Source organism: Mycobacterium leprae TN, from assembly GCF_000195855.1.
Lineage (GTDB): Bacteria > Actinomycetota > Actinomycetes > Mycobacteriales > Mycobacteriaceae > Mycobacterium > Mycobacterium leprae.
Window position 1 is genome coordinate 888643 of sequence record NC_002677.1, and the last position, 23572, is coordinate 912214.

Genomic DNA, 23572 nt, shown 5'->3' on the forward strand with positions numbered 1-23572 from the left:
GTCGTGGTGGTGTGTCGGGGCATTCGAGCCTGGCGTGGCCACGACTGTGGCCTTAGGTATCGGTTATCGGCGAAATTGCGGCCACGGTTGTGATTGGCGCGGGAATACAACCTTCATGGTACCTTTGACATCCGATGGGAAGGTTGTCATTTAGTCTAGACGGTAGCGGATTAGCCGGGAGCTGTTGGCCACCACCGCGACAGATGATGCGTTGTGTAGGACCGCAGCCAGTACGGGGGAGAGTGCCCCGCCCGCCCCAATAAATAACCCGGCTGCGTTGACAGCGATAGACATGCCGTAATTTTCGCGGATTACTTCCACAGCTCGCCCGCCCAGGTCTCGCACGTCGAGCAGGCGATTGAGGTCGTCGTTGGCCAGTGCCACGTCGGCGGTTTCGACGGCGACGTCGGTTCCGGCCAGGCCCATGGCGATTCCGATATCGGCGGCCGCTAGTGCCGGGGCGTCATTGACGCCGTCCCCGACCATGCCGACGACGTAGCCTTCGTTCTGCAGATCGCGGACCACCTTGAGCTTGTCCTCGGGCATCACCTCGGCGCGCCACTCGTCGATGCCTAACTCGGTGGCGACGGCTTTGGCGATGTCTGGATGGTCCCCGGTGAGCATGACTATCCGCCGAACACCGCTGGCCCGCAGCTTCGTTAGCACCTCGGCTGCCTCAGGCCGCACTTCGTCGCGCAGACTGATCAGCCCTACCAGCGTGCCGTCTACCGCGAACAGCAGCGGTGTCTCCGTCTGGTGTCGAAGCTTGTCGACCCACTCCGATGCCGTCTTCGACACCTTGACCTTTTCGGCGCACAATAGCGACGGGCTGCCCAGCAGCAGAGTCCGGCCGTCAGCCCAGGTCCGCATTCCCAGACCCACCAGCACCTCGCACTCCTCGTGTGGCGGGATGCTGATGTGGCGTTCCTCGGTCGAACGGATCACCGCTTCGGCCAGTGGATGCCGAGAGTGGATTTCCGAGCTGGCCGCATACGCCAACACCTGCTCCGGAGACCAATCCTTATGCATGGCAACGATATTGGTGACCACAGGGCGACCAACAGTCAGTGTCCCGGTTTTGTCGAACAAGATCGCGTCGACCCGGCCCGCCTGTTCGAGGTGGGATCCGCCCTTGATGAGGATGCCGCGGCGGGCGCCGTTGCCGATAGCGGCGCTAATTGCGGTCGGTGTGGCCAATCCCACCGCGCAGGGGCACGCGATCAACAGCACGGTCATTGTGCGGCGGACGTCTTTGGTGATCGCCAACGTAATTGCCGAAACAACGAACGAGGTGGGCACAAAGCAGCGGGAGAAGTTTTCGCCGACGGTCTGGATGGGCGCCCTATCGTGTTGAGCCTCTTCGACTCGGGTGACAATGCGCCCGATCGTGGTGTGCTTGCCGACGGCACTAGCACGCACCATCAAGCGCCCGCGCACTACCACTGAACCGGCATGGACGTGAGATCCGGCCATGACACTGACGGGCAGGTTTTCACCGGTGATTGCAGACTGATTGACAACTGCTTCGCCGTCGATGACTTCGCCGTCAACCGGTATCGCGACATGTTCGTGCACTACCACCTCGTCGCCGATCTGCACTGTGCCGATCGGCACCTGTATTTCGGTACCTGCTTGCGGTCCGTCGGTCAGGCGAATCCACGCCGTGTCCTGGGTGCCACTTAAGAGTGCTGAGATTGCTCGTCGGGTCCTCCGCAACGTCAGATCCTGCAGGTATTCACCGATGTTGAGCAGCCACAGCACGGCCAGTGCCACCACGTTTTCACGCAGTATCAGGCTGGCAATGGTCGCCACTGAGACCAGCGCATCGGTGCCGGTCTTACCGAAGCGCAACGCGCCACGCAGGAAGGGGTACCCGGTAAATATGGTTACGCCGCTGGCGACGAGCCGACTGGTCGTCGGCAGCAGCAGCGGACGCGCGAACACATAGCGGCGCACGCCAAGCAGCGTCAGTGCCGCAGCACCGATCGCCATACGAAGCACCTCGATGTTGCGGATATCGGACGAATGCGGTGCGCGGGTGGGGATTAGTTCCGCGGCCACGTGTGCTGCACCGCTGATCGCTGCCAGTATCGATTGGCGATCACAGCACCGGGGCGAGTACCAGACGACGACGGACCCGGTGCGCGGGTAGGCATGAACGACCCGCACACCGTTGCACTTGGCTATCGCTTCTTCGACCGTCACAGCGCGTCGGGGGTTTGAGCGGACCCACTCGATTTGAATCCGCATCCGCCCGGCCGCATCAGAAACCACTACGAAGGCCGGATTGTCAGCTGTTGCGATCTGTTCAGCCATCGCAAGGGTCATGTCAAGCAGCTCAATGGTCGTGCTGGTGGATGTCGCTGACGGCCGGCGCCGTCGTTTCTTTGCCGATGCGTTCGCGGGCTTCGGCCATTACGTCGGCAAGTTTAAGCCTGGCCGACTCTGCGGCCTCTTCGGCCTTGCGGCTGCCGCGCAGCCCCAGCTCTAAGGCCGAGACCGCGATTTGGTGCAGCGGTACTTTGGTAACGGCCTTGCGCAACATCTCGTAGGCGGTTACTCCGGTCAAGCCGGTGATTACCATGGTTGCTGCCTTCGCCAATAGTCCTTGCACCATTGCTCGAACCTTACCTATTGGTTTGTTGTTTCTAGCGTGACATGTTGGCACCGCGTCAGCTGATGCTCCCGTGAGATTAACATGTAAATATTGTGATATAAATATCAATTGCAGTGGCTTGGTTGGTTAGTTAAGATTGTCCATCTCAAAGTATCTGGGTGACCTTTTCGGTCTTAATCCTACGCTGCAGTATCGCCGGGTCGGGGTTAGCGACCTGTACTAATGACGCGCCGACGGGCATGACCGCCAACAGGCCAATTATCAAATCAGTGGATCTTTCCCACGACGCGGTGGAAAGCACCCGGTCGCGCGACGTCAACCCCCTTGCCGTCACGGACTTTTCACAGTCAGCCAGGATCTCCTCGACTGATTGGCCGGCAAGAGTGGGACCGGGGTGGCGTTCGGGAACTAGCTGATCGCTGTGCATCCGCACTGTGGTCGCGTAGTCGGTGACTCCGACCAGCAGGCCGGGGTTGTCTGGCCGAATGGGTCGAGCAACAACACCGCCACCTCGCCGTCGGGAGCTGTGCTGGCTAGGGCCTCGTGCAGCCGTTCAGCGGTGCACAGCGCGAGGTCGGCTGTCGGGTCGGCTGGGCCTAGGAGTGTTTCGGCGCCGATCCACCACGCCCCGAACAAAACAGCCAACATCTTGTTGCCAGTCTTGGCTGCCCAGTTGGCCAGGGTTGCTGCGGACAATTCGATGCGCTCGCTAGTGGCATCGTCGTAGTAGGTGATCCGCGGACCGACCGAGTCGGCCCTCAGCATCGGGTTCAGAATCGCCTCGCTCAGCGTTGTTTGTGTGTTCAGTTGATGCACTCGGGTTGGTCAGAGCCGGCGGTAAGGATCGGCGATGGCACCGGGATGTTGGGGTCAGCCGAAGCACCGGGGTTTGATGCATAGTCTGACGCTATCGAACCGTTACCGAAAAGCCCAGAGCCCGGACCAGTGTAGTCGTTGGCCAATATTACTAGCACCGATCCTGCGGGGATCGATCCATCGACGACTATGGGTAACCCGCCCAGTTCCTTAGAGACCTTCTGGGCTCCGAGGTCGTCAGACTTCGCAGCACGCACCTGGCTGCTTTTCACATGGCTTCCTTGATTGTTGGCCACGGAGCCGGCAATAAAACCCTTGGTGGTCAATATATCTGATACCGCCGCGGCCAGTCCGTTGATGTCGGTGTCATTGGCCACGTTAGCGGTGATCTTGGCGGGTGTGTAGGCCAGCTCGTCGGTTTTGTCTTGGGCTTGGTTATGCAACAGTCCACTAACGAAGTTTTGAACCTGGTGCGGGTCTACCCGCACAACGCTTTGCATGCCGTCGTCGCTCCACCCGGTCTCGTCGAGTACCGGAATGGTGGCGAAGGCGACTTTGCGATCTGCCAGACTTTGTAACTGCTTTAGGAAGTCCATCAGGTTCCATCCTGAGGAAATCACTACCGAACGCTGGATGGCCTGCTCGAGATGTTTTATTGTGGATGGGTTGGATAGGGTTTGTCCGGAGATGACCCGGTGGACTAGCGAGGCCATCACCGCCTGCTGACGCACCACCCGGTCCAGGTCACCGCGGGGCAGCTCATGACGTTGGCGGACGAAGCTCAGCGCCTGCGGACCATTCAGCTTCTGCCTGCCGGCCGGAAAGTCGGCACCCGACATTGGCTCAAACACTGCATCTTTGAGACAGACGTCGACGCCACCGAGCGCGTCAACGATCAATGCGAAACCGAGTAAACCGATTTCGGCATAGTGGTCGACGGTGACGCCGGTGAGATCGGCGACCGTCTTGATCAGGGCCTCACGACCGGCTTCGGTGCCTTGCGCCGCGGCATCTTCGGCGGAATCACCGGTCCGGACGAGGCTCGCTCGCTTGGCCTCCCTGGTCTGACCGTAGACGCCGTTGATCTTCGCCTTGCCCAGGCCGGGAGCTTGCACGTAGGAGTCCCGAGGAATCGAGATCGCGGTCGCCGACTTCCCGTTGTTGGGTATACGGATCAGGATGATCGTGTCGGTGTTGGTGGCCTCTTCGTCGCCAGCCCGCAGTGTCGCCAGCTCCTCGGCCGACAGCGGGTTGCCGTAGGCATCGGTACGGCTGTCCAAACCGACCAACAGAATATCGATAGCGCCGTCGTTGCCGCCCTTGCCCAGTGAGGGAGCGGACATGTGGAAGATGCCGTCTTCGAATGACCGGAAGCTAGTCCACGTGATCCCGGTCCCCAGAACGATAGCAAGGGTTAGCGCAGTGACAACCGCACGAACCACACGTTGCACAGGCATCCCACTAGGTTACTTGTGATATAGCAGCTTGCCGGGTAGCCCAGCCGTGGCGTGGCCCGAGCTTTCTAAGGCATGCCAGACTCGAACCGTGTCGGACAGGTCAGGCAGACTAGTGATTACCGGTGCCGGTGGGCAGCTTGGCAGCGCTCTAGCGGCGCAGGCCACCGCTGCGGGCCGGGACGTGCTAGCGTTGACCTCGTCGCAATGGGATATTACCGATGCCGCGGTCGCCGAACGGATGGGGCGCAGCGCCCTCAAAAAAAATGATGTCGTGGTGAACTGTGCGGCCTACACCAATGTAGACGGCGCCGAAAGCAACGAGTTGGCCGCGTATGCGGTCAATGCTACCGGTCCGGAGTATATCGCGCGTGCCTGCCGGTGCGCCGGCGCTGCCCTGATTCACGTCTCAACCGACTATGTGTTCAGTGGTGATTTCGGCTCGGGCGCTAATAGGGTTGCTCCGCGTCCGTATGAGCCTACGGATGAAACTGGGCCGCTGGGGGTGTACGGACGCAGCAAACTTGCTGGTGAGCAGGCCGTACTGGCAGCGATGCCCGAGGCCACCGTGGTCCGGACCGCCTGGGTCTACACCGGCGGGACCGGCAAGGATTTCGTCGCTGTCATGCGACGCTTGGCTGCTGGGGACGGCCCGGTGTACGTGGTTGATGATCAGATCGGCTCGCCGACCTATGTTGTCGATCTGGCTGCCGCACTGCTGCAGGTCGCCGACGGCAGTGTGCATGGGTCCGTCCTACACGCCGCCAACGAGGGGGAGGTTTCACGATTCGGCCAAGCCCGCGCCGTGTTCGAAGAATGCGGCGCTGACCCGCTGCAAGTGCAACCCGTTAGCACCGCCCAAAACCCGCGTTCGGCGGCCCGGCCGGCCTATTCCGCGCTATCTGGTCGACAGTCCGTCGCGGCTGGCTTAACGCCGCTAAGGCCCTGGCGCAGCGCACTTGTCGAGGCACTCGCGGTATCTCGCAGCCTCCCGGTCGATCGACCGTTACCCTCTACGCGTGACTGACGTGCTGCCCGTCGTCGCGGTGACTTACTCGCCGGGACCGCACTTGGAGCGTTTTCTGGCTTCGTTAGCATTGGCCACTGACCGCCCGGTGAGCGTGGTGTTGGCCGACAACGGGTCCACTGACGGGACACCGCAGGTGGCGGTCGAACGTTACGTCAATGTTCGGTTGTTTGAGACCGGGGCCAACCTCGGGTACGGAACCGCTGCGAATCTCGCTATCGCACAGTTTTTTGAGGAGGGCGGGGCAACCGGCCAACCTTGGGTCGATGATTGGGTGATTGTGGCCAACCCTGACGTGCAATGGGGTCCGGGCAGTATCGACGCTCTGCTGGACGCCGCCGCCCGATGGCCCCGCGCGGGGGCCCTGGGCCCGCTGATTCGTGATCCCGACGGGTCGGTGTATCCGTCCGCGCGTCATTTACCAAGCTTGGTTCGCGGTGGCATGCACGCAGTGTTGGGGCCGGTTTGGCCACGCAATCCGTGGACAGCTGCCTACCGCCAGGAACGGCTCGAGCTCACCGAACGGCCGGTGGGCTGGCTGTCGGGTTCGTGTCTGCTAGTGCGGCGTTCGGCTTTCCGTGAGGTCGGTGGCTTCGACGAGCGCTACTTCATGTACATGGAGGACGTCGACTTGGGGGACCGGCTCGGCAAAGCTGGTTGGCTAAGCGTCTATGTGCCGTCGGCCGAAGTGCTGCATCACAAGGGCCACTCCACCGGACGTGACCCGGTAAGCCATTTGGCGGCCCACCACAAAAGCACCTATATCTTCTTGGCTGATCGACATTCTGGTTGGTGGCGAGCCCCGCTGCGCTGGATGCTGCGTGGCTCGTTGGTGGTGCGTTCTCGCCTGATGGTGCGTAGTTCGCGTCGTAAACAGGCTGCGAAGCAGGCCAGGCAACTGGCAGAAGGGCGACGTTGAGTTGGCAACCTTGCAAGTCGATGCGGTGGTCCTGGTCGGCGGCAAGGGCACCCGGCTGCGGCCGCTGACCTTGTCTGCGCCCAAGCCCATGCTGCCCACCGCCGGGTTGCCGTTTCTTACTCATCTGCTGTCGCGGATCGCTGCGGCGGGCATTGAGCACGTGATTCTGAGTACCTCATATCGGGACGCAGTGTTTGAGGCGGAGTTCGGCGATGGGTCCAAGCTGGGCCTGCAAATCGACTACGTGATTGAGGAGTCTCCGCTGGGAACTGGAGGTGGTATCGCCAACGTCATCGATCAGCTGCGTCACGACACCGTCATGGTGTTCAACGGCGATGTGTTGTCCGGTGTTGACCTCGGGCAGTTGCTGGGATTCCAACGAACCAACTTCGCTGACGTCACTTTGCACCTGGTGCGAGTGGGTGACCCACGGGCTTTCGGTTGTGTGTCCACCGAAGATGGTCGAGTTACCGCCTTTCTGGAGAAAACGCAAGATCCGCCTACCGACCAGATTAACGCCGGCTGTTACGTCTTCGAGCGCAATGTTATCGACCGGATTCCTCGAGGCCGTGAGGTATCGGTTGAACGCGAGGTGTTCCCGACCCTACTCTCCGACGCCGACGTTAAGGTCTGTGGTTACGTTGATGCCACGTATTGGCGGGACATGGGTACCCCAGAAGACTTTGTTCGCGGGTCGGCGGATCTGGTGCGCGGCATTGCCCCATCACCGGCCTTGGGCGGCCACCGCGGCGAGCACTTAGTGCATGACGGTGCGGCGGTGTCTCCTGGTGCGGTGCTGATCGGCGGCACGGTTGTTGGGCGTGGTGCTGAGATCGGCCCCGGTGTCCGGTTAGACGGAGCGGTGATTTTTGACGGGGCCAAGGTTGAGGCCGGCAGTGTGATCGAGCGCTCGATCCTCGGCTTCGGTGTCCGCATTGGGCCGCGGGCACTGATACGCGACGGTGTAATTGGAGACGGCGCTGATATCGGTGCGCGTTGTGAGTTGTTGCGTGGTGCTCGAGTGTGGCCCGGTGTTTCGATTCCCGACGGCGGGATTCGTTACTCCTCCGATGTCTAGCTTCTTGGGCATCGAAATCGACGCTACCGGGATGACTACTCGAACTTTTCCGCGCTGACGTCGATCTCCGGTGCTCATGTCGGTGGGCTAGACGACGATCGGTGCCTGGGGGAAGTCTTCATTGGTAGTGAAGCGGTCGATGCCGGTGCGCTGAATGACTACCTGCTACGCAGGTGGTGCCGGACGATCTTTCGTGACGTTTACATACCGCAGTGGGACGAGAGGATCGCATTTGTATTTTGTGGAACCTTGCTGTGGTCGCGCCGGCAGGCGGCCGATCGCAAGTGTTTTAGCATGGGCGTTTGCATGGTGCACAGTGGGTTGGCGCAGACACGACGATTGAATTCGTCACAAACAGCGCCCGGACCTAGCGTGGACTGATCGTTCGCAACGAATTGCTCGACGCCGATGAAGCGAGCACCATCAGGCGGCTTCCAGTCACCGGGGTTGCCCCCACACCGCTTTCGACCTCGACCGCCCATGTGGCACGCATGAGCGCGACTCCACTCGCTCATGCGTGCCACATCGTTCGCTTTCGAATATTGGCAAAACGACACCGCGGTGCTCGTGAAGTGCAAAGGCCAGCGGAGGTGCTGCCCTTAGTGGACAGTGGCGTGGCCTCGCCGAAGGCAAGCTGGTTGTGGTTGTTTCTTATTGACGCCGGTATATCGAAACCAACTACTTAGATTCCGGTTTACGACGATTGGTGACTTATTCGGTGTCTTAGAAATGGGTTGGGAGGATTACTTGGTCGCTGCGGAGTATAACGGCAACCAACACCGCACCGACCGAAAGTAACATCTCAAGGAGATCAGGCGATTGGCGAAGTTTGCTGACCTAGGCTGGATTGTGATCCGTGTGATCGCCGAGGACAAGCGACGACGTCCTCAACCGCGTCCTTCAAGCGTTGGTTCGCCGTGGCTAACACCGAGATCGGCGTTAGCGTGACCTCCTCGCACTTTTCCGCGCCACTGTCAATTTCGGCCGCAAGGCTTCGGCTGGCCACCACCTTAAGGCCTCCGATTCGTCGCTGACCACGATGTGCACGCCGTCTAGCGCGTGCGCCACGAATTGCAAATCCAGATGACGGGTTGGTTCGCTTAGCGAGCAGGTTACCGGGTGGACGTGAATTGTGGTTAGTTCGGGCGTGATCCGCAGATCGGCCACGCCAGACTCTTTGGTGGCCTCGCGCAGTGCCACGGCGACGCGGTCTTCGTCGTGCCCGGCCAGCTGGACTCAGCGGCCAAGATACGGGAGCACCCTGGCTGGCGGTGTCGTTGAGCACCAACGACTAAGCGGTGACGTGATCAGGGGACGCACCCTCGGCGGCACGTGCCGGGTTGACTGTGGATAAAGGCCAGTGCCGCATCCAGCCACGATATCCTGGACCGGATTAGGCTTTGTCAGTCGGTGAGGACTACGATGGCGGACTGTCGAATGGTCGTCGCGAGATGTTCACCCGGGATCCCCGCTTGGTTCTGCGATCGCGCAGTGATGCCCAAGCCGTGCGACATTGAGCGACAAGGTCCGGCGACAAGCCTAGTCCGTCGATCAGCACCCGGCGATCCACGATGTCGAGTGCCTTTTCGATCTCGTTAGCCTTCAGTAGCAGATCGATGTCTTGGCCAAGTTCGGTGCTGGCATATGCCGGTGGGGGAATGGGCAGCTGCTCGGCTTCCCGGGGTTCGAGCTCTAAAATGCCTCCACCGTAACTGCGCCCCATGATCTCGGCAAAGGCGAAGGTGGCGCTGTTGTGGAACACTGCGGCAAGAGCGGTCGGGTCAACGTCGGCGATAAGGCGGACCCGATGCACGGTGTCGGTGCTGGTTGCGGCGGCGGCGTTGACGGTCAGCCGCGGCGCTAGGTGGATTTGGCGCAGCATGAACAGGTCGGGAATCCACAGCGACGGTGTGCTCCACCATGGCTTGCGAATGGAGCATTTGTAGCCCTTATCCACGCCGGCGCGCTTACCTGCGTCGATGTGTGTGACCAGGGCAGAATCTGTCGGGTGGTGCGGGGCGTCGAGCAGCCAAGTCCGGTGCTTGGCGGCGATATCGTTGGCCCGGCAGTTCGTGTCGTAGACGATGCCGGCCAGCTGGGTACTGCGAGAGACGAGCGGTACGCAGTGCTTGCGTAGCTTTAGGGCATGCGCATCGGCGTCGGTGAAGGTGAAGAAGCTGTTGCGGCCGGTAACAATGCCCACATCCACATCGGCCACTTCGCCAAACCGGGTCATCGCGTTGGCATGCTTGAGTTTTCGTAGCAATCGGATTTGCGCGGGGTCGAGTAAGTATTTGGTCCACTTTTCTTTTTCGTGCAGCAGCGCCGGAGCAGACTCGACGCCCAGGTTCGACTCTGCTAAAGAGTTAAGGGATTCTGCATCTCGGAGATTGATGGTGCGTATTTGCGCTGGGCCTGCACCGACGACACCGCAGAACAATACAACTTCTTGCAGGATGCCGTCGAACACCAACCGCTCGAAGGTCACGAGGATGATCTCCCGATAGAGGCTCAGCAGAAATTCGCGCAGCTGTGCCGCGTAGGTGACTTGGAGTAGTTCTGCTGGAACGACTAGGCCCACCCGCCCGCCGTCGCGCACCAGCGTTGTGCTTGCCACGACGAACGGGACCCAAGCATTGGTCAATTTCGTTGGGCGCAGGCCCACATGCCTCATCAGTTCCAGCGCCGGATCCCGTTGGTCGGCTGCCCAGTTCCCGAAACGGATGTAGGGCGGGTTTCCGGCAACACCGTCCCAGCTGCCTACTTGGGTCTTGCTCAACCAAGTGAAGAAGTTCTCGGTGTCGACCGAGCAGAATTTCCGGGACTTTCGCGCTTCATGCGCCAGCAGTTCTACACCGTGCGCCTGGGTGGTGAGTGCAGCGATCTCGCGGAGGATTCGGCCATCGCCGCAGGATGGCTCGAGGATCTTTTGCCCCGCCTGGCGAACCCAACGGGCCAAAAATCGGGCAACGGGCGCCGGCGTGTAATAACCACCGCGAACTTTGTCGGCAGAGGCGGCCGTTTTGCCCGCGAACGTCGTCATGGAACAAGTATCGGGGGCAGCACCGATATACGTGATCACCATCCATAGGGCGCGTCGAACAACTTAGGTGGCATGAGGTGGGAGGCCCTGGAATCGGGCGTGGTACGAGTGGTACATGTCGGTGTTGAATCGTTCGATCCGCAGTGGGCTCTGCGGGTCGGGCAGGTTGGAGTCGACTCGGCCGGTTACTGGATCCCAGGAGACCAGACTCATTGCTTCTGCTCGATGGTCGGGCTCGTCCACAAGTTCTCGGTTACCCAGCCGAGCCAAGGCCCCGATGATGGCATTCGTTCGTGCTCCTGGAGCTAGGCACGGCGTTGGGATGGCGACCACAAATCCTACGACAGCGCTGGGAAACCGGCTGTGGACTGTGGTTGCCTCGGTTGCCAAATCGTTGATCATGTTCTGCCAGTTCTTCCCGACGCTGTCGTGATCGTTCAGCGTCTTGCTGTCAAACGCGATGCGCGCACCGTCCGGCCGGTAGCCCACATCGAAGTTCTGCGGGCGCACGCCGCCGACTATTCGCACGGCACCAACTTCCACACAATCGGGCTGCGATGGTTGCAACTGGCTGGCGGTGGGAACCACGATAGGGATGTTTCCGAGCATCACCGACAGTGCGCCCCCGACAGCCACGTCGATCAACGTGCCAAAGTCCATCCCGTCCTTCTTGGAAAACTTCGAGCTGAAGAGCCATTTTCGGCCGAAAGCGGTGAGCTCATCTTTGGGCAGGTTGATCCCAGGCATCGGCTGCAAGACGGCCACGGGTGCGAAGCTTAATCGCCGCAGTGAGGATTCATTTGCGTAGCAACAGGTCGGCGACCCTTACCGGTTCGCGTAAATCGGTCGGCTCGTGAGCATACCCGATCGCGATGGCGCCCAACGGCTCCCAGTCGGCTGGTAGTTCGAGCTCGGCGCGGACCAGGTCGTCGGCGAAGATCGTTGAGCCAATCCAGCAACTTCCCAGCCCGCGCACCGCCAACGCGACCAGCAGGGCTTGCACCGCTGCTCCGACAGCGACAATGAACATTGTATGCTCGGCACTGGCACGGGCGGCGTCGGGGTAGGCATGTGCGCCGTCGGGAACCATGAAGGGAATGATGACCTCGGGTGCGTCGTAGAGGATCTGGCCGCGCGCCACACGCTGTGCTATTGCGTCGGCGGGCAAGGCGTCACTGGCGAGGTCTAAGCGCCACTTGTCGGCCATCCGGTCTAGCAGCCGGGTCCGGACAGCCGGGGTTTGTAGCCACACAAACCGTACCGGCCGGGTGTGGTGTGGGGCTGGGGCGGTGAGGGCCTCGGCCACGGCTGTTTCGATGAGCTCCGCTGCTATTGGTTCATCGCTGAACTGGCGCACTGACCTGCGCAAGAGTTGGGCTTGTTGGCGACCCAGCTCGAGGGCTTCGGTGGTACCGAGCCAGAACAGGTCGTCGGGGCCATTTCGCAGCAGGTGCTGTGCGGTCGAGCCGTCGTCAGTCGGGCTAAGGCCGCGCACTACGGCCACCGGCATCGCAGTCAATTTGCCCTTGACCAGATCGGTGGCCGCCGCGACCTCGTCGGCCACCGCGATTTCGGTGACCACTAACTCGTTGCCGTAGCGGTCGACGGCACCCGAATAGTTGTGCAGCACAGCCAAACCAGCCGCACCTATCGCGACGTCGGTCTGGCCATTGCGCCAAGCGCGGCCCATCGTATCAGTGATGACCACCGCGACGTTGACGCCGAGCATCGCGCGCAACCCAATGCGCAGCACTGCGGCGCTGGCGTCGGGATTGACAGGTAGCAGCGCGAGTTCGCCCCGGCCGACGTTAGATCCGTCCACACCGGCGGCAGCTTGCACCAGCCCGAGCCCGTTCTCGATGATCAAGGTTCTGCCTTTGCGTGCCAGCACGCGTATCGTTTCATCGTTGATTAACTTGCGGCGCAGTTCATTTCGTCCTCTAGTATCCTCGGGAGCCGGGACCAGCCGACCCTCGCACTTGGATACCACCTTGCTGGTAACCACCACGACGTCGCCGTCGCGCAGCCACGGTGCGGCCGCGGCGAGCGCGGCACTCAGATCGTCGCCGGGACGGAATTCGGGAAGCCCGGCGACAGGAAGGATCTCGATCGTCGAGGCGGTGCCATGCTCAGGCGACGGTGCAGAGCGGTGCGAATCCGAACTGGTCACGCCGACACGCCCGCGAGCTGAAGCCCGATGTTAACCATGTCAGCCGTTGTCTTCGGGCTGCTCATCAGCAGCGGTATCGACCGCACCGCGACCCCCTCGATTTCAGCGTGGTCGTCTTCGTGTACCAGCCAGCAGTCCAGAATCCCGGTGGTGCGGCGCGCTCCATAATGCTGGCCCACTGCCGTTGCTGTGGATTGTACCCCGATCACTGTGAGACATTTATCGGCCATGCCGCGCAACGGCTTTCCATCAATGATTGGCGAGTAGCCTACGACCGGAGCGGTGGTTGTCCGAAGTGCACCGCGAATACCGGGGATGGCCAGGATGGCGCCTATACTTACCACCGGATTCGATGGTGCCACCAAAATGACGTCGGCGTCAGCGATAGCTGCTACCGCTTCAGTTGCGGCGCTGGCTTTTTCCGCTCCAACATAGGCGAAACTGTGTGTGGGTACCTGGGCGCGGTAGCGTACCCACCATTCCTGGAAGTGGATTGCGCGCCGGCTGTCATTGATCGGATCAGTGATCACCACGTGGGTTTCACAGCGGTCGTCACTGGCTGGCACCAACCGTGCTCCTGGTTGCCAGCGGTCACACAGTGCAGTGGTGATCTGCGACAGCCGGTAGCCGGCATTCAGCATCTGGGTGCGTACCAAGTGAGTGGCCAGATCGCGGTCCCCGAGTTCGAACCAGTCGGGTTGCACGCCGTACCGCGCGAGTTCCTCCTTGGCGTGCCAGGTTTCGTCGCGGTGACCCCAGCCGCGCTGCGGGTCGATCCCATCGCCTAGGGTGTACATGCAAGTGTCCAGATCTGGACAGACACGCAACCCGTGAATCCAGGCGTCGTCGCCGATATTGACAACGGCAGTTAGCTCGTGGCCTGTTGTTAAGGTATCTGGGCATTGCTGAGGGCCAAACTGACCCAGGCCGAGCAGTTGCTGAACCCCCAGCAGGAAGTGGGCACCGCCCACACCACCGACCAGAACCGTGACCCTCACACCGCATGATAGTACCGCTCTGCTCACCGCCTGCTTGCGGGGGAGAGTCGGGGCATTGAGCCCGACCCACAGCACCCCGTGGAACAGGGAAGGCGGGAAAAGATCTGCGCAGAGCTTGTGACCAGATGCGCTCGACATGCCGAGGGCTGACGGCAACAGAAACGCCGAAATTCGATCACAACATGGTATGGAAATTCGCAGTCACGCTTGACCCGGCAGGTCAACCCGTGTCTAATCACAGTAGTGTCATTTCACGGTTAGTCGGTTCCGGTGTCGCAGGCCGAGATTCGATCACTTGTTCGATTTGTCTGTATATTGCATACGGGGGGAAAGATCACCCTCAATCACACGGTGAGGAGACGGACGACCATGTCCTATAAGGACCTTCGGGGCGTAATGGGAAGCACACCGCCCACCCCGTCCGGCATAGCGCAGGCAGGAATCACCCGGCCTTATTTGAGCGTGGTTCCCAAAGCGCTGGTCGCATTCGAAGTCGAATCTGAGCCGGAGTCGAGTGACCAATGGCAAGACCGGGCACTATGCGCGCAAACGGATCCGGAGGCTTTCTTTCCTGAAAAGGGTGGCTCTACGCGCGAGGCCAAGAAAATTTGTCTGGGTTGCGAAGTGCGCCACGAGTGCTTGGAGTATGCCTTGGCACATGACGAGCGCTTCGGCATCTGGGGTGGTCTTTCCGAGCGTGAGCGTCGCCGCCTTAAACGTGGTGTCATCTGATTGTTAGAGCCCACTCTGGACCAGCGGCTCAGTCGTCCATCGTCGGGTCGATGGCTGAAGGCTCGACGTCTAAATAAATCGCTACCTGAGCCACCAGAATATCGTGCAGCAATTCACCAAGTTCGACGGTGTCGTGGGCTCGCCGCTCGATCGGCTTGCGGAACAAGACAATTCGCGCCCGCGTGGCATTGCTGCGAACGTCGACGCCAGCGGGGATCAGCCGGGCGAGCGCGATCGGTCCGTCGGCGATAACCTCGGGGGGCCATTGCACGTTTTCTGGGTTCCGGGCGGCTATGCGGGGAATCTCGTCGACCGCTACGTCGAGCTCCGACACCCGCCCTTGCCAGCGTTGTTCGATGGGTTCGTAGGCCTCCAGTACTGCCATGTCGAACCGCTCGGCCCGGCTACGCCATCCCGGAACCGTTGGCGGCAGTAGCGGACCGCGGATGTCGCGGCCCCGTTTCGCGGCTCGGCGCGAAGAGAACCGGCGAGACCACTGACCATGCCTCGAGGAACTGCAAGAATTACTCACTGGGCCGATGGTAACGGTTAAATATTCCGTGTCTAACGGATGCGCGTGTCCGGCGCTTCAGCGACGTTTTCGCACGATAGCCTTTCGGTCGTGAATGTTCCCCGTCGCTGCTGCCGGCCCGGGTGTCCGCACTACGCTGTGGCGACGTTGACGTTCGTTTACTCGGACTCGACAGCGGTGGTAGGTCCACTCGCTACCGTGCGGGAACCGCATTCGTGGGATCTGTGTGTCGATCATGCCGCTCGTATCACTGCACCGCGTGGGTGGGAACTTGTGCGCCATGCCGGGCCATTGCCCAGTAATCCCGACGAGGACGACCTGGTTGCCCTGGCAGACGCTGTACGCGAAGGCCCGGGTGGTGAGCACGGGTCCTACGGGAACGGAGCCAGGGCATCGCTAGGTGGCTTCGCAGATCCCCAGCTACAGTCTGCAGGAGCTCATGCCACCGTGCCTAGCGGTGGTCTGCTCGCACCATCCGAGCTGCGTTCCGGACGGCGGCGTGGACATCTGCGAGTATTGCCCGACCCCTCCGATTAGTTCGGACCAGCAGCCGGTGATTCACCGATGTCGTTACAGGCCGTTAGTGCCCGTATCTCTGTTGGGCCGATAGGCTGGCGCCAAGAGTCCCCGTCATCAGGAGGCCCGCATGTCTCGGCCCGCCGCGGCTGTTCACCGTGTCGTCAAGGCATATGACGTACGCGGGCTAGTGGGTAAAGAAATAGATGAGTCGCTTAGCGCCGATTTCGGCGCGGCATTTGCGAGGTTAATGCGCGCTGAAGGTGCTCGACAGGTGGTGCTCGGCTACGACATGCGTGACAGTTCGCCATCGCTGGCCGCGGCTTTTGCGACAGGGGTAACTGGTCAGGGAGTTGATGTGGTGCGGATTGGTCTATCCTCTACCGATCAGCTTTATTTCGCCGCGGGGTTGCTGGATTGCCCTGGTGCGATGTTCACCGCGAGCCACAATCCGGCGGCCTACAACGGCATCAAGCTGTGTCTTGCCGGCGCCAAACCGGTTGGTGCAGATACTGGGCTGGCCATCATCCGCGACGATGTGATCGCCGGGATCCCACCGTACCCGCTTTCCCGAGGGCGGCCCGGAACCATTGCCGATCGTGATGTGCTGGCCGACTATGGGGTGTTTTTGCGGTCGTTGGTGAACACCGCTGGGCTGCGTCCATTGCGGGTCGCCGTGGACGCCGGCAACGGCATGGCCGGTCACACTACACCTGCTGTGCTTGGCGCCATTGATTCGATCACCTTGTTGCCGTTGTACTTCGAGCTCGATGGCTCGTTTCCCAATCACGAAGCCAACCCGCTGGACCCGGCGAACCTGGTGGATCTGCAGGCCTATGTGCGTGACACCGGCGCCGATATCGGGCTGGCCTTCGACGGGGACGCCGACCGTTGCTTCGTGGTTGACGAACGCGGTTTGTCGGTCTCACCGTCGACGGTAACCAGCTTGGTGGCCGCTCGTGCGCTCAAACGGGAGATTGGTGCCACGATTATCTACAACGTGATCACCTCTCGCGCGGTGCCTGAACTGGTCAGCGAGTGTGGCGGCACACCGCTGCGTTCGCGTGTTGGACATTCCTACATCAAGGCGCTGATGGCTGAGACTGGAGCGATTTTCGGTGGTGAACATTCGGCGCACTACTACTTCCGCGACTTTTGGGGTGCCGACTCCGGGATGCTGGCCGCGCTATATGTGCTAGCCGCTCTCGGTGAGCAGCAAAGGCCGCTCTCGGAGCTGGCCGCTGACTATCAGCGCTACGAATCGTCCGGTGAGATCAACTTTACCGTGGCGGACGCGCCGAGCTGTATGGATGCTGTAGTGGAGTTTTTTGGTAGTCAGATTCATTCCATCGATCACCTTGACGGGGTGACAGTGGATTTGGGCGGCGGCAGCTGGTTCAACCTGCGTAACTCCAACACCGAGCCGTTGCTGCGGCTCAATGTGGAGGGCCGTAGTACCGAGGATGTTGACGTGGTGGTCGCCCAGATTAGTGCTCAAATTGCTGCCCACATATCCGGTCCGGAGGCGGAACCGTGAACGCCACTCGGTTGATTGATCTCGAAGACACCAAGGGCTTGATTGCTGCTGACCGGGACGGCTTGCTGCGGGCCGCCTCGTCGGCCGGTGCCCAAGTGCGCGCTATCGCTGCTGCGGCCGAGGAAGGTGCGTTGGAGACGCTGCGTGCTCATGATCGTCCACGTACCGTGATCTGGGTGGCCGGCCGTGGCACCGCCGAGACGGCTGGGGCCATGTTGGCCGCGACATCCGGTGGTGCTACCACCGAGCCGATCGTCGTTGCGAGCGAGGCCCCGCCTTGGGTCGGGCCGCTTGATGTGCTGATTGTTGCGGGAGACGACCCCGGTGATCCGGCGCTGGTCGGTGCTGCCGCGACCGCAGTGGGCCGGGGTGCGCGGGTGGTCGTGGTGGCGCCGTACGAGGGGCCGCTCCGTGACGCGACGGCCGGCCGTGTTGCGGTGCTCGAGCCGCGGCTGAGAATTCCCAACGAGTTCGGATTGTGCCGGTACCTGGCTGCGGGCTTGGCCGCATTGCAAACCGTGGACCCCAGGCTGCGCCTCGATCTGGCGATGCTCGCCGACGAGTTGGACTCCGAAGCGTTGCACAACAGCGTTGGCTACGAGGTTTTTACCAATCCGGCCAAGACACTAGCTGCGAGTGTGTCCGGTCATAGGGTGGCGTTGGCGGGCGACTGTGCTGCGACGCTGGCGCTGGCTCGGCACGGTAGTTCGGTGCTGCTGCGGATTGCACACCAGGTTACATCCGCCACCGGGCTCTCGGATGCTGTTGTGGCGGTACGTTCCTCGGTCGACGTTGCCGACTATGCCCCTACTTCGGTGGATGTTCTTTTTCACGACGAAGAGATCGATGGATCGCTACCCGAGCGACTGCGGGTGTTGGCGCTCACATTGGCCAGCGAGCGGACCGTAGTGGCTGCCCGGGTCGTTGGGCTCGACGACGTCTACCTCGTCGCGGCTGAGGATGTGCCAGACGGGCCCAGCGGCTTGGCTGGGTTACCGGTGTCGGGTGGCGCCGATCGCGCTGAGCAAGAGCTGGCAATGTTAGCTGTTCGGCTTGAAATGGCCGCGGTTTATTTGCGATTGGTACGGGGATAGATAGACAGTGGAACTGCTACGCGGAGCGTTGCGGACATATGCGTGGGGATCGCGGACCGCTATCGCCGAATTCACTGGAAGACCTGTGCCGGCTGCTCACCCTGAAGCTGAGCTCTGGTTCGGTGCGCACCCCGGTGACTCGGTTTGGCTACAAGCAGCGAACGGCGAAACTTCGCTACTGGAGGCTCTGGTCGCTGATCCGGAAGGGCAGCTTGGCTCAGTGTCCCGCGCTCGATTTGGTGACGTGCTGCCGTTCCTGGTCAAGGTGCTGGCAGCTGACGAACCGCTGTCGCTGCAGGCCCATCCGAGCACCAAGCAGGCGGTCGAGGGTTACCTGCGCGAAGAACGTCTGGGCATTCCGGTGTCCTCGCCGGAACGTAACTACCGGGATACCAGTCACAAGCCGGAGTTATTGGTGGCGCTGCAGTCATTCGAGGCGTTGGCTGGATTTCGTCAGTCGTCACGCACTGCTGAGCTACTGACGGCGTTAGCCGTCTCCGACCTCGACCCTTTCATTCATTTGCTGAGCGACCAGTCCGACGCCGACGGTCTGCGTGCGCTGTTCACTACCTGGATAACCGCGCCCCAGACCGACATCGACATGCTGGTACCTGCCGTGCTGGAGGGGGCGATCGCCTACGTCAGTTCCGGAGCGACGGAGTTCCTGGCGGAAGTCAAGACGGTGATGGAACTTGGCGAGCGTTATCCCGGCGACGCCGGCGTGCTGGCATCGTTGTTGCTTAACCGCATCAGCCTCACTCCCGGCGAGGCTATCTTCTTGCCGGCCGGCAACTTGCATGCCTATTTGCGAGGTGTTGGGGTGGAGGTGATGGCTAACTCCGACAACGTGTTGCGAGGAGGCCTCACCCCCAAGCATGTCGATGTGCCTGAGCTGTTGCGGGTGCTGGATTTCAACCCAACTCCCGAGGAGGCGCTGCGCCCGCCGACCCGCTGCGAGGGTTTTGCGGTGGTTTACGAGACCCCGACCGATGAGTTCGAGGTAGCGCTATTGGCGCTCGACGGCGATTATCTGGGTCACGAGGTCGATGCGTCACCCCACGATGTGTCGCAAGGCCCACAGATCTTGTTGTGCACCGAGGGTGAAATTACGGTGCACGGCAAGTTCCAGGCACTCACCGTAGAACGCGGTATGGCTGTCTGGATGGCGGCCGACGACGGCCCGATTCGGCTGGTCGCGCAGCAACCCGCCAAGCTGTTCAGGGCAACCGTCGGTTTGTGACGGCTTGCCTTCGCTCACGTAGCTACAACCGGAGTGTGTGAGCGCTGGTGCGACATTTATTTTATTTCGACCGGGCGGACCTAAGTACAGGCTGTCAAGAAGGGTGGGGAATCGGTGCAGAAACGATTCGGCGAAAACGGGATCGGTCTCGGCGGCTCTGAGAAACTAGTCAACCAGCCGGCCGACCGGTCGGTAAGACAGAGGTGTGTGTGTCCGGAAGTGAGATAAAAACAGAGATCAGCGATGGTGTTCATTGCCCATACCAGGTAGGTGGTCTTGGAGGTGGCCGAACACAGTACGCGGGCCAGTTCGCCGTTGCGGGACTCCAGCTCCCGTTGTAGATGGACTTGGCCTGCAGCGACGCCATCGTCATTTCTTGCCCCGAATGGGTGGGGTTGCAGCTTGGCTACGGCGTAACCGAAGGGAACAATCCTGCTCGGGAAACGGTCCAGTTTGTCTATAGTGGCGCCATCTGCTGGCCGGAAAAGCGTGAAAGACTCCGGGTCGCCGCACGAGTCAGCGCGCGCCAGGGGGACACCCAGATTCAAGAGAAGCAGCGTGTCGGCGCCAGCGCAATCATATCAGGAAATGTCGATAGAATTTGGTGTAGGCTACACCAAAGGCAGGTGTCATTCTCTATAGCATAATATGCCCAACCTCCAGCGACTTGTGCTATAGATACACCGGTGATAACCACCTTTTCCACTAACAGGCCCTCAGGGATACCACGTTGGTGGGTGGTATAGCGGATGCCGATGTCCACCGTGTCTTCAGTTGCTTTCCGGCATCCCAACGACGACAACCACACCGGCAGCTGGATGCCGTGGCCGGTAGCGTCGACCACAAATTCGGCGCACACGACCTCTGGGCACTTCGACTAGCAGGAATCTATCAACACACCGGTCACTCGGTGCTGCGAACGGTCCAACAGTGGCGGCAGGATAGACCTCCACACGATCTCGACTTTGGCGATGCAGCGGCCCCGTCGTCGCAGCTGCCACTCCAGATGCGACCGACTGGGCACATAGGCGGTGAATTCATCGTGCAGGATGTGTTCCATTCTAAGTATATGCCCCGCGACGCCCGGATAGATGCAGTCCGGTTAGTTCTTCTGAAGTATCGGCACGGCGGTGGCTACACATATCCTTCAACAGGCCCGTAAACAAGCCCTCGAACTCGTTTGTCCCACGGGTCACCAAGCTAGATTGAGGTGTCGGTCTTGGGGACTGTGGCGCGGTTTGTCGGTGCCGTTGGCAGGTCGTTGTGCTTGAAAAATTGTTAGAAGTCCAAGAGCACCCGCGATGCGGATAAACCAGCAGTGCTGGCCCCGATGGCAACAGCGTGGCCCCTTGTGCTTTCCGCTACCGTGCGCATTCCCCGGAGGTTATTCGGTACTGTGCCGTTACGACGGCTGACGAAGGGACAGGTTGATGGCCAGTCAATGGCGGATGAAGTCGGTCGAACAGTCAATTGCTGACACTGACGAATCCGGTACCCGGCTACGCAAGGATCTCACTTGGCGGGATCTAGGCAGTTTTCGGGGTATCGGTGGTTGTCGGCCCCGGTATCTTTACCGGTAACCGCATCGACTGCCGGCGACATCACCGGTCCGGCTATCTGTGTCGCGTTTCTGATTGCGGCGGCTACTTGTGCGTTGGCGGTATTGTGTTATGCCCACCTGGCTTCGATGCCGCCGTTGGCGGGCAGCGGATATGCTTTTTCCTATGCTAACTTCGGTGAATTCATTGCCTCGCTCATCGGTTGGAATTTGCTGTTGGAAATGGTGATGGGCGCAGCTATGGTAGCTCAGCTATGGTAGCTAAAGTCTGGTCGAGCTACTTGGATACTGTGCTCGGATTCGTTGGTGGCATACTCGGACTCGGAACAGTGCAGGTTGACTGGGGTGCGCTGCTGATCGTATCAGTGGTGGCCACTCTGTGCGCTTTGGGCAGCAAGTTGTCATCGAAGTTTTCCGCGGTAGTCACCGGCATCAAGATGGCGGTGGTGATTTTGGTTATGGTGGTCGGTGCCTTCTATATCAAGGCCGCTAACTACTCGCCGTTCATTCCGAGCCCGGAAGCCGGACACGACGCAAGTGGCGTTAATCAGTCGGTGTTTTCGCTGCTCACCGGTGCCCACAGCAGCAATTACGGCTGATACGGTGTAGTGGCGGGGACATCGATTGTGTTCTTCGCGTTTATCGGGTTCGACGTAGTAGCAACTGTGGCTGAGGAGGCCAGGTGTCCTCAGAGCGATGTTCCTAAGGGGATCCCAGCGTCGCTGGGGATCGTGACCCTGCTCTACGTCGCGGTGTCGGTCGTGCTATCCGGAATGGTTTCTTACACGCAGCTCAAGACCGTACCCGGCCATGGTCCGGCAAACCTGGGCCCGCATTCATGGCCAACGGGGTGCACTGGGTAAGCAAAGTCATTTCCATTGGGGCATTGGCTGGATTGACCACCGTGGTGATGGTGCTGATGCTCGGGCAGTGCCCGGATCTTGTTCGCCATGGCGCGGGACGGGCTATTGCCGCGGGGGTTGGCGAGGACCGGTTTTCGCGGCACCCTGGTCCAGACCACCTCGCTAGTTGCTGCGGTGGTGGGTGTTACTGCGGCGGTGTTGCTGATAGTCAAGCTCGAGGAGATGGTCAACGTTGGAACATTGTTTGCGTTCGTCCTGATGTCGTCTGGGGTGGTTATCCTGCGCCGAACACGGCCGGACCTGCAGTGGGGGTTCCGTGTGCCGTTGCTTCCGATCGCATTGATTTGTGCCTCAGTTTGGCTGATGCTGAATTTGACCGCGTTGATCTGGATTCGGTGCGCTGTCTGGCTGTTAGCGGGAATCGCAATCTACGTCGGATACAGATATCAGCACTCGGTGCAAGGCCGTCGAAAGGTTCACCAGACCCACCATGTCAACCAGATCAAACGTGACCCCGATCTTGATACCGGCAACGCATTGGTGCATGGATTTCCGCATCGTCTAAGGGAGTACAAATCAACGCGTTATGTCTAGATATTGAAGACGAAATCTGCTGTATTGCCTAGCTTTACCTACGGTGTTACTGACTATAGTGTGTTGGCACATGGCTGCAGAACTTAGACCTGACCTCACGGTGTGGCATTACAAGAAGCGCTACATTAAATGGATCATAAGACCGGATTATCCCGAAGATGCTGTTAGCGATCCTGTCGATCATCTGGGGCATGAATCAGGTTTGCTGGCAGGATGCCTTAACGGCGTTGTTGTGAATCGGACCGTTCTTGGTCTGCGTCCTGCTGCTCGCTTTCGACCTGGAGTTTGGTCCGGACAGGCAGAACCCGGCCCGGCAAGGCATTAGAGGTATGATCAGATGTGGAGCGGCAGGAGCACATTAACAGTAAGGTAGTACTTCTAAATACTGCATGTGCACCTAGCCTCCCTTCCCAATATGCCAGCGTGATCGTTGGTGTCTACCTGTTCACGGCGTGGGGCCTGAATTGGCTGGGTTATCCGGGCTGGGCTGTGCTGACCGCCGAAAATCGGGCTGGTGCTGTCGACTGGTGTTCTCGGTGCAGTCAGCATGAACGCCGCGCACGAGATTGGGGCACAAGAAGGAAGCCCTAGAGCGGTGGCTGTCCCAAGCTGACCCCGTGCAAAGCTGCTACCGAGCGCTGCTACATCGAGCACAACCGTGTCCACCACGTCTGGGTGGCCACGTCCGAGGATCGGGCATCAGACCGCTTCAGCGAGATATTTTGGAAGATTCTGCCGCGCAGTGTTGTCCGGCGGCCTGCGCTCCGCATTGCGGTTGGAGGAT

At 60.6% G+C, this 23572-nt stretch carries 22 protein-coding genes and 3 pseudogenes; 12 read left to right on the forward strand and 13 right to left on the reverse strand.

Annotated features, from left to right (window positions below; translation table 11 throughout):
• Positions 1-150: 150 nt before the first annotated feature.
• The 5 genes and pseudogenes from ctpC to ML_RS03785 all read right to left on the reverse strand — a co-directional run bounded on the left by ctpC (position 151) and on the right by ML_RS03785 (position 4890).
• Positions 151-2316, reverse strand: coding sequence for a manganese-exporting P-type ATPase CtpC (ctpC, locus tag ML_RS03770; protein ID WP_414085553.1), 2166 nt, complete (start codon positions 2314-2316; stop codon positions 151-153).
• A gap of 22 nt (positions 2317-2338) precedes the next feature.
• Positions 2339-2617, reverse strand: coding sequence for a DUF1490 family protein (locus tag ML_RS03775; RefSeq protein WP_010907903.1), 279 nt, complete (start codon positions 2615-2617; stop codon positions 2339-2341).
• 145 nt (positions 2618-2762) lie between these two features.
• A pseudogene (locus tag ML_RS03780) lies at positions 2763-3262 on the reverse strand (TIGR03089 family protein); the annotation flags it as partial.
• A 6-nt stretch (positions 3263-3268) separates the two neighbouring features.
• Positions 3269-3433: pseudogene (locus ML_RS18670) on the reverse strand (TIGR03089 family protein); the annotation flags it as partial.
• Positions 3421-4890 carry an LCP family protein gene (locus ML_RS03785; RefSeq protein ID WP_010907904.1) on the reverse strand — a complete coding sequence of 490 codons (1470 nt, stop codon included), beginning with the start codon at positions 4888-4890 and terminating at the stop codon, positions 3421-3423. The pseudogene ML_RS18670 and the gene ML_RS03785, both read right to left, overlap by 13 nt.
• Positions 4891-4978: 88 nt before the next feature.
• On the opposite strand from ML_RS03785, the gene rfbD reads away from it, so the two are divergent.
• Genes rfbD through manB form a run of 3 tightly spaced genes read left to right on the forward strand, consistent with a single transcriptional unit; the run spans position 4979 to position 7911 of the window.
• Positions 4979-5914 carry a dTDP-4-dehydrorhamnose reductase gene (gene rfbD / locus ML_RS03790; RefSeq protein WP_010907905.1) on the forward strand — a complete coding sequence of 312 codons (936 nt, stop codon included), beginning with the start codon at positions 4979-4981 and terminating at the stop codon, positions 5912-5914.
• Positions 5907-6833 (forward strand): glycosyltransferase family 2 protein, encoded by a 927-nt coding sequence (locus ML_RS03795; protein WP_010907906.1) that lies wholly within the window; start codon positions 5907-5909, stop codon positions 6831-6833. The genes rfbD and ML_RS03795 overlap by 8 nt, the downstream gene beginning before the upstream one ends.
• 1 nt (position 6834) lies before the next feature.
• Complete coding sequence (gene manB, locus ML_RS03800) at positions 6835-7911, forward strand: mannose-1-phosphate guanylyltransferase (protein WP_010907907.1); 1077 nt, start codon at positions 6835-6837, stop codon at positions 7909-7911.
• Positions 7912-8850: 939 nt separating this feature from the next.
• Here manB and ML_RS03805 read toward each other — a convergent pair.
• The 5 genes from ML_RS03805 to cofD all read right to left on the reverse strand — a co-directional run bounded on the left by ML_RS03805 (position 8851) and on the right by cofD (position 14122).
• Positions 8851-9111 (reverse strand): NUDIX hydrolase, encoded by a 261-nt coding sequence (locus ML_RS03805; protein ID WP_010907908.1) that lies wholly within the window; start codon positions 9109-9111, stop codon positions 8851-8853.
• A gap of 217 nt (positions 9112-9328) precedes the next feature.
• Positions 9329-10996 carry an Eco57I restriction-modification methylase domain-containing protein gene (locus ML_RS03810; RefSeq protein WP_010907909.1) on the reverse strand — a complete coding sequence of 556 codons (1668 nt, stop codon included), beginning with the start codon at positions 10994-10996 and terminating at the stop codon, positions 9329-9331.
• Between the two features lie 21 nt (positions 10997-11017).
• Positions 11018-11719, reverse strand: coding sequence for a hypothetical protein (locus ML_RS03815; RefSeq protein ID WP_231846717.1), 702 nt, complete (start codon positions 11717-11719; stop codon positions 11018-11020).
• Between the two features lie 31 nt (positions 11720-11750).
• A complete protein-coding gene (locus ML_RS03820; protein WP_010907911.1) occupies positions 11751-13124 on the reverse strand; it encodes a coenzyme F420-0:L-glutamate ligase in 1374 nt (457 codons plus the stop codon).
• On the reverse strand, positions 13121-14122 hold the full coding sequence (gene cofD / locus ML_RS03825) for a 2-phospho-L-lactate transferase (protein WP_041322508.1): 1002 nt from the start codon (positions 14120-14122) through the stop codon (positions 13121-13123). The genes ML_RS03820 and cofD overlap by 4 nt, the downstream gene beginning before the upstream one ends.
• 396 nt (positions 14123-14518) lie before the next feature.
• Here cofD and ML_RS03830 point away from each other — a divergent pair, with 396 nt between their 5' ends.
• Complete coding sequence (locus tag ML_RS03830; protein ID WP_041322511.1) at positions 14519-14854, forward strand: WhiB family transcriptional regulator; 336 nt, start codon at positions 14519-14521, stop codon at positions 14852-14854.
• Positions 14855-14882: 28 nt separating this feature from the next.
• Here the strand turns inward: ML_RS03830 and ML_RS03835 are convergent, their stop codons facing one another.
• Positions 14883-15302 carry a metallopeptidase family protein gene (locus ML_RS03835; RefSeq protein ID WP_041323718.1) on the reverse strand — a complete coding sequence of 140 codons (420 nt, stop codon included), beginning with the start codon at positions 15300-15302 and terminating at the stop codon, positions 14883-14885.
• 174 nt (positions 15303-15476) lie between these two features.
• Here ML_RS03835 and ML_RS03840 point away from each other — a divergent pair, with 174 nt between their 5' ends.
• From ML_RS03840 to manA, 4 genes are all read left to right on the forward strand, one after another.
• Complete coding sequence (locus tag ML_RS03840; RefSeq protein WP_197492465.1) at positions 15477-15923, forward strand: DUF3499 domain-containing protein; 447 nt, start codon at positions 15477-15479, stop codon at positions 15921-15923.
• 109 nt (positions 15924-16032) lie between these two features.
• A complete protein-coding gene (locus tag ML_RS03845; protein WP_010907916.1) occupies positions 16033-17439 on the forward strand; it encodes a phosphomannomutase/phosphoglucomutase in 1407 nt (468 codons plus the stop codon).
• Entirely contained in the window at positions 17436-18533 is a 1098-nt protein-coding gene (locus ML_RS03850) for a hypothetical protein (RefSeq protein WP_010907917.1), read from the forward strand. Before ML_RS03845 ends, ML_RS03850 begins: the two co-directional genes overlap by 4 nt.
• Positions 18534-18540: 7 nt before the next feature.
• Complete coding sequence (manA, locus tag ML_RS03855; RefSeq protein ID WP_010907918.1) at positions 18541-19773, forward strand: mannose-6-phosphate isomerase, class I; 1233 nt, start codon at positions 18541-18543, stop codon at positions 19771-19773.
• Positions 19774-19853: 80 nt separating this feature from the next.
• Here manA and ML_RS18675 read toward each other — a convergent pair whose 3' ends face one another.
• Positions 19854-20321, reverse strand: coding sequence for a hypothetical protein (locus tag ML_RS18675; protein WP_231846718.1), 468 nt, complete (start codon positions 20319-20321; stop codon positions 19854-19856).
• Positions 20318-20632, reverse strand: a complete 315-nt coding sequence (locus ML_RS18680; RefSeq protein WP_231846719.1) for a hypothetical protein — start codon at positions 20630-20632, stop codon at positions 20318-20320. Before ML_RS18680 ends, ML_RS18675 begins: the two co-directional genes overlap by 4 nt.
• A gap of 693 nt (positions 20633-21325) precedes the next feature.
• Here ML_RS18680 and ML_RS15310 point away from each other — a divergent pair.
• The 4 genes and pseudogenes from ML_RS15310 to ML_RS15325 all read left to right on the forward strand — a co-directional run bounded on the left by ML_RS15310 (position 21326) and on the right by ML_RS15325 (position 22788).
• Positions 21326-21592 (forward strand): hypothetical protein, encoded by a 267-nt coding sequence (locus tag ML_RS15310; RefSeq protein WP_231846720.1) that lies wholly within the window; start codon positions 21326-21328, stop codon positions 21590-21592.
• A complete protein-coding gene (locus tag ML_RS15315) occupies positions 21586-21930 on the forward strand; it encodes a hypothetical protein (RefSeq protein ID WP_231846721.1) in 345 nt (114 codons plus the stop codon). Before ML_RS15310 ends, ML_RS15315 begins: the two co-directional genes overlap by 7 nt.
• A gap of 27 nt (positions 21931-21957) precedes the next feature.
• Positions 21958-22506, forward strand: a pseudogene (locus ML_RS15320) (amino acid permease); the annotation flags it as partial.
• Positions 22507-22557: 51 nt separating this feature from the next.
• On the forward strand, positions 22558-22788 hold the full coding sequence (locus ML_RS15325; RefSeq protein WP_231846776.1) for an amino acid permease C-terminal domain-containing protein: 231 nt from the start codon (positions 22558-22560) through the stop codon (positions 22786-22788).
• Positions 22789-23572 lie beyond the last annotated feature (784 nt).

Excerpts from the sequence above, each read along its gene's own strand:
- ctpC (WP_414085553.1), bottom strand. The coding sequence starts at position 2,316 with ATGGCTGAACAGATCGCAACAGCTGACAATCCGGCCTTCGTAGTGGTT.
- ML_RS03775 (WP_010907903.1), bottom strand. The coding sequence starts at position 2,617 with ATGGTGCAAGGACTATTGGCGAAGGCAGCAACCATGGTAATCACCGGC.
- ML_RS03785 (WP_010907904.1), bottom strand. The coding sequence starts at position 4,890 with ATGCCTGTGCAACGTGTGGTTCGTGCGGTTGTCACTGCGCTAACCCTT.
- ML_RS03810 (WP_010907909.1), bottom strand. The coding sequence starts at position 10,996 with ATGGTGATCACGTATATCGGTGCTGCCCCCGATACTTGTTCCATGACG.
- ML_RS03830 (WP_041322511.1), top strand. The coding sequence starts at position 14,519 with ATGGGAAGCACACCGCCCACCCCGTCCGGCATAGCGCAGGCAGGAATC.
- ML_RS03845 (WP_010907916.1), top strand. The coding sequence starts at position 16,033 with ATGTCTCGGCCCGCCGCGGCTGTTCACCGTGTCGTCAAGGCATATGAC.
- ML_RS15315 (WP_231846721.1), top strand. The coding sequence starts at position 21,586 with ATGGTAGCTAAAGTCTGGTCGAGCTACTTGGATACTGTGCTCGGATTC.
- ML_RS15325 (WP_231846776.1), top strand. The coding sequence starts at position 22,558 with ATGCTGAATTTGACCGCGTTGATCTGGATTCGGTGCGCTGTCTGGCTG.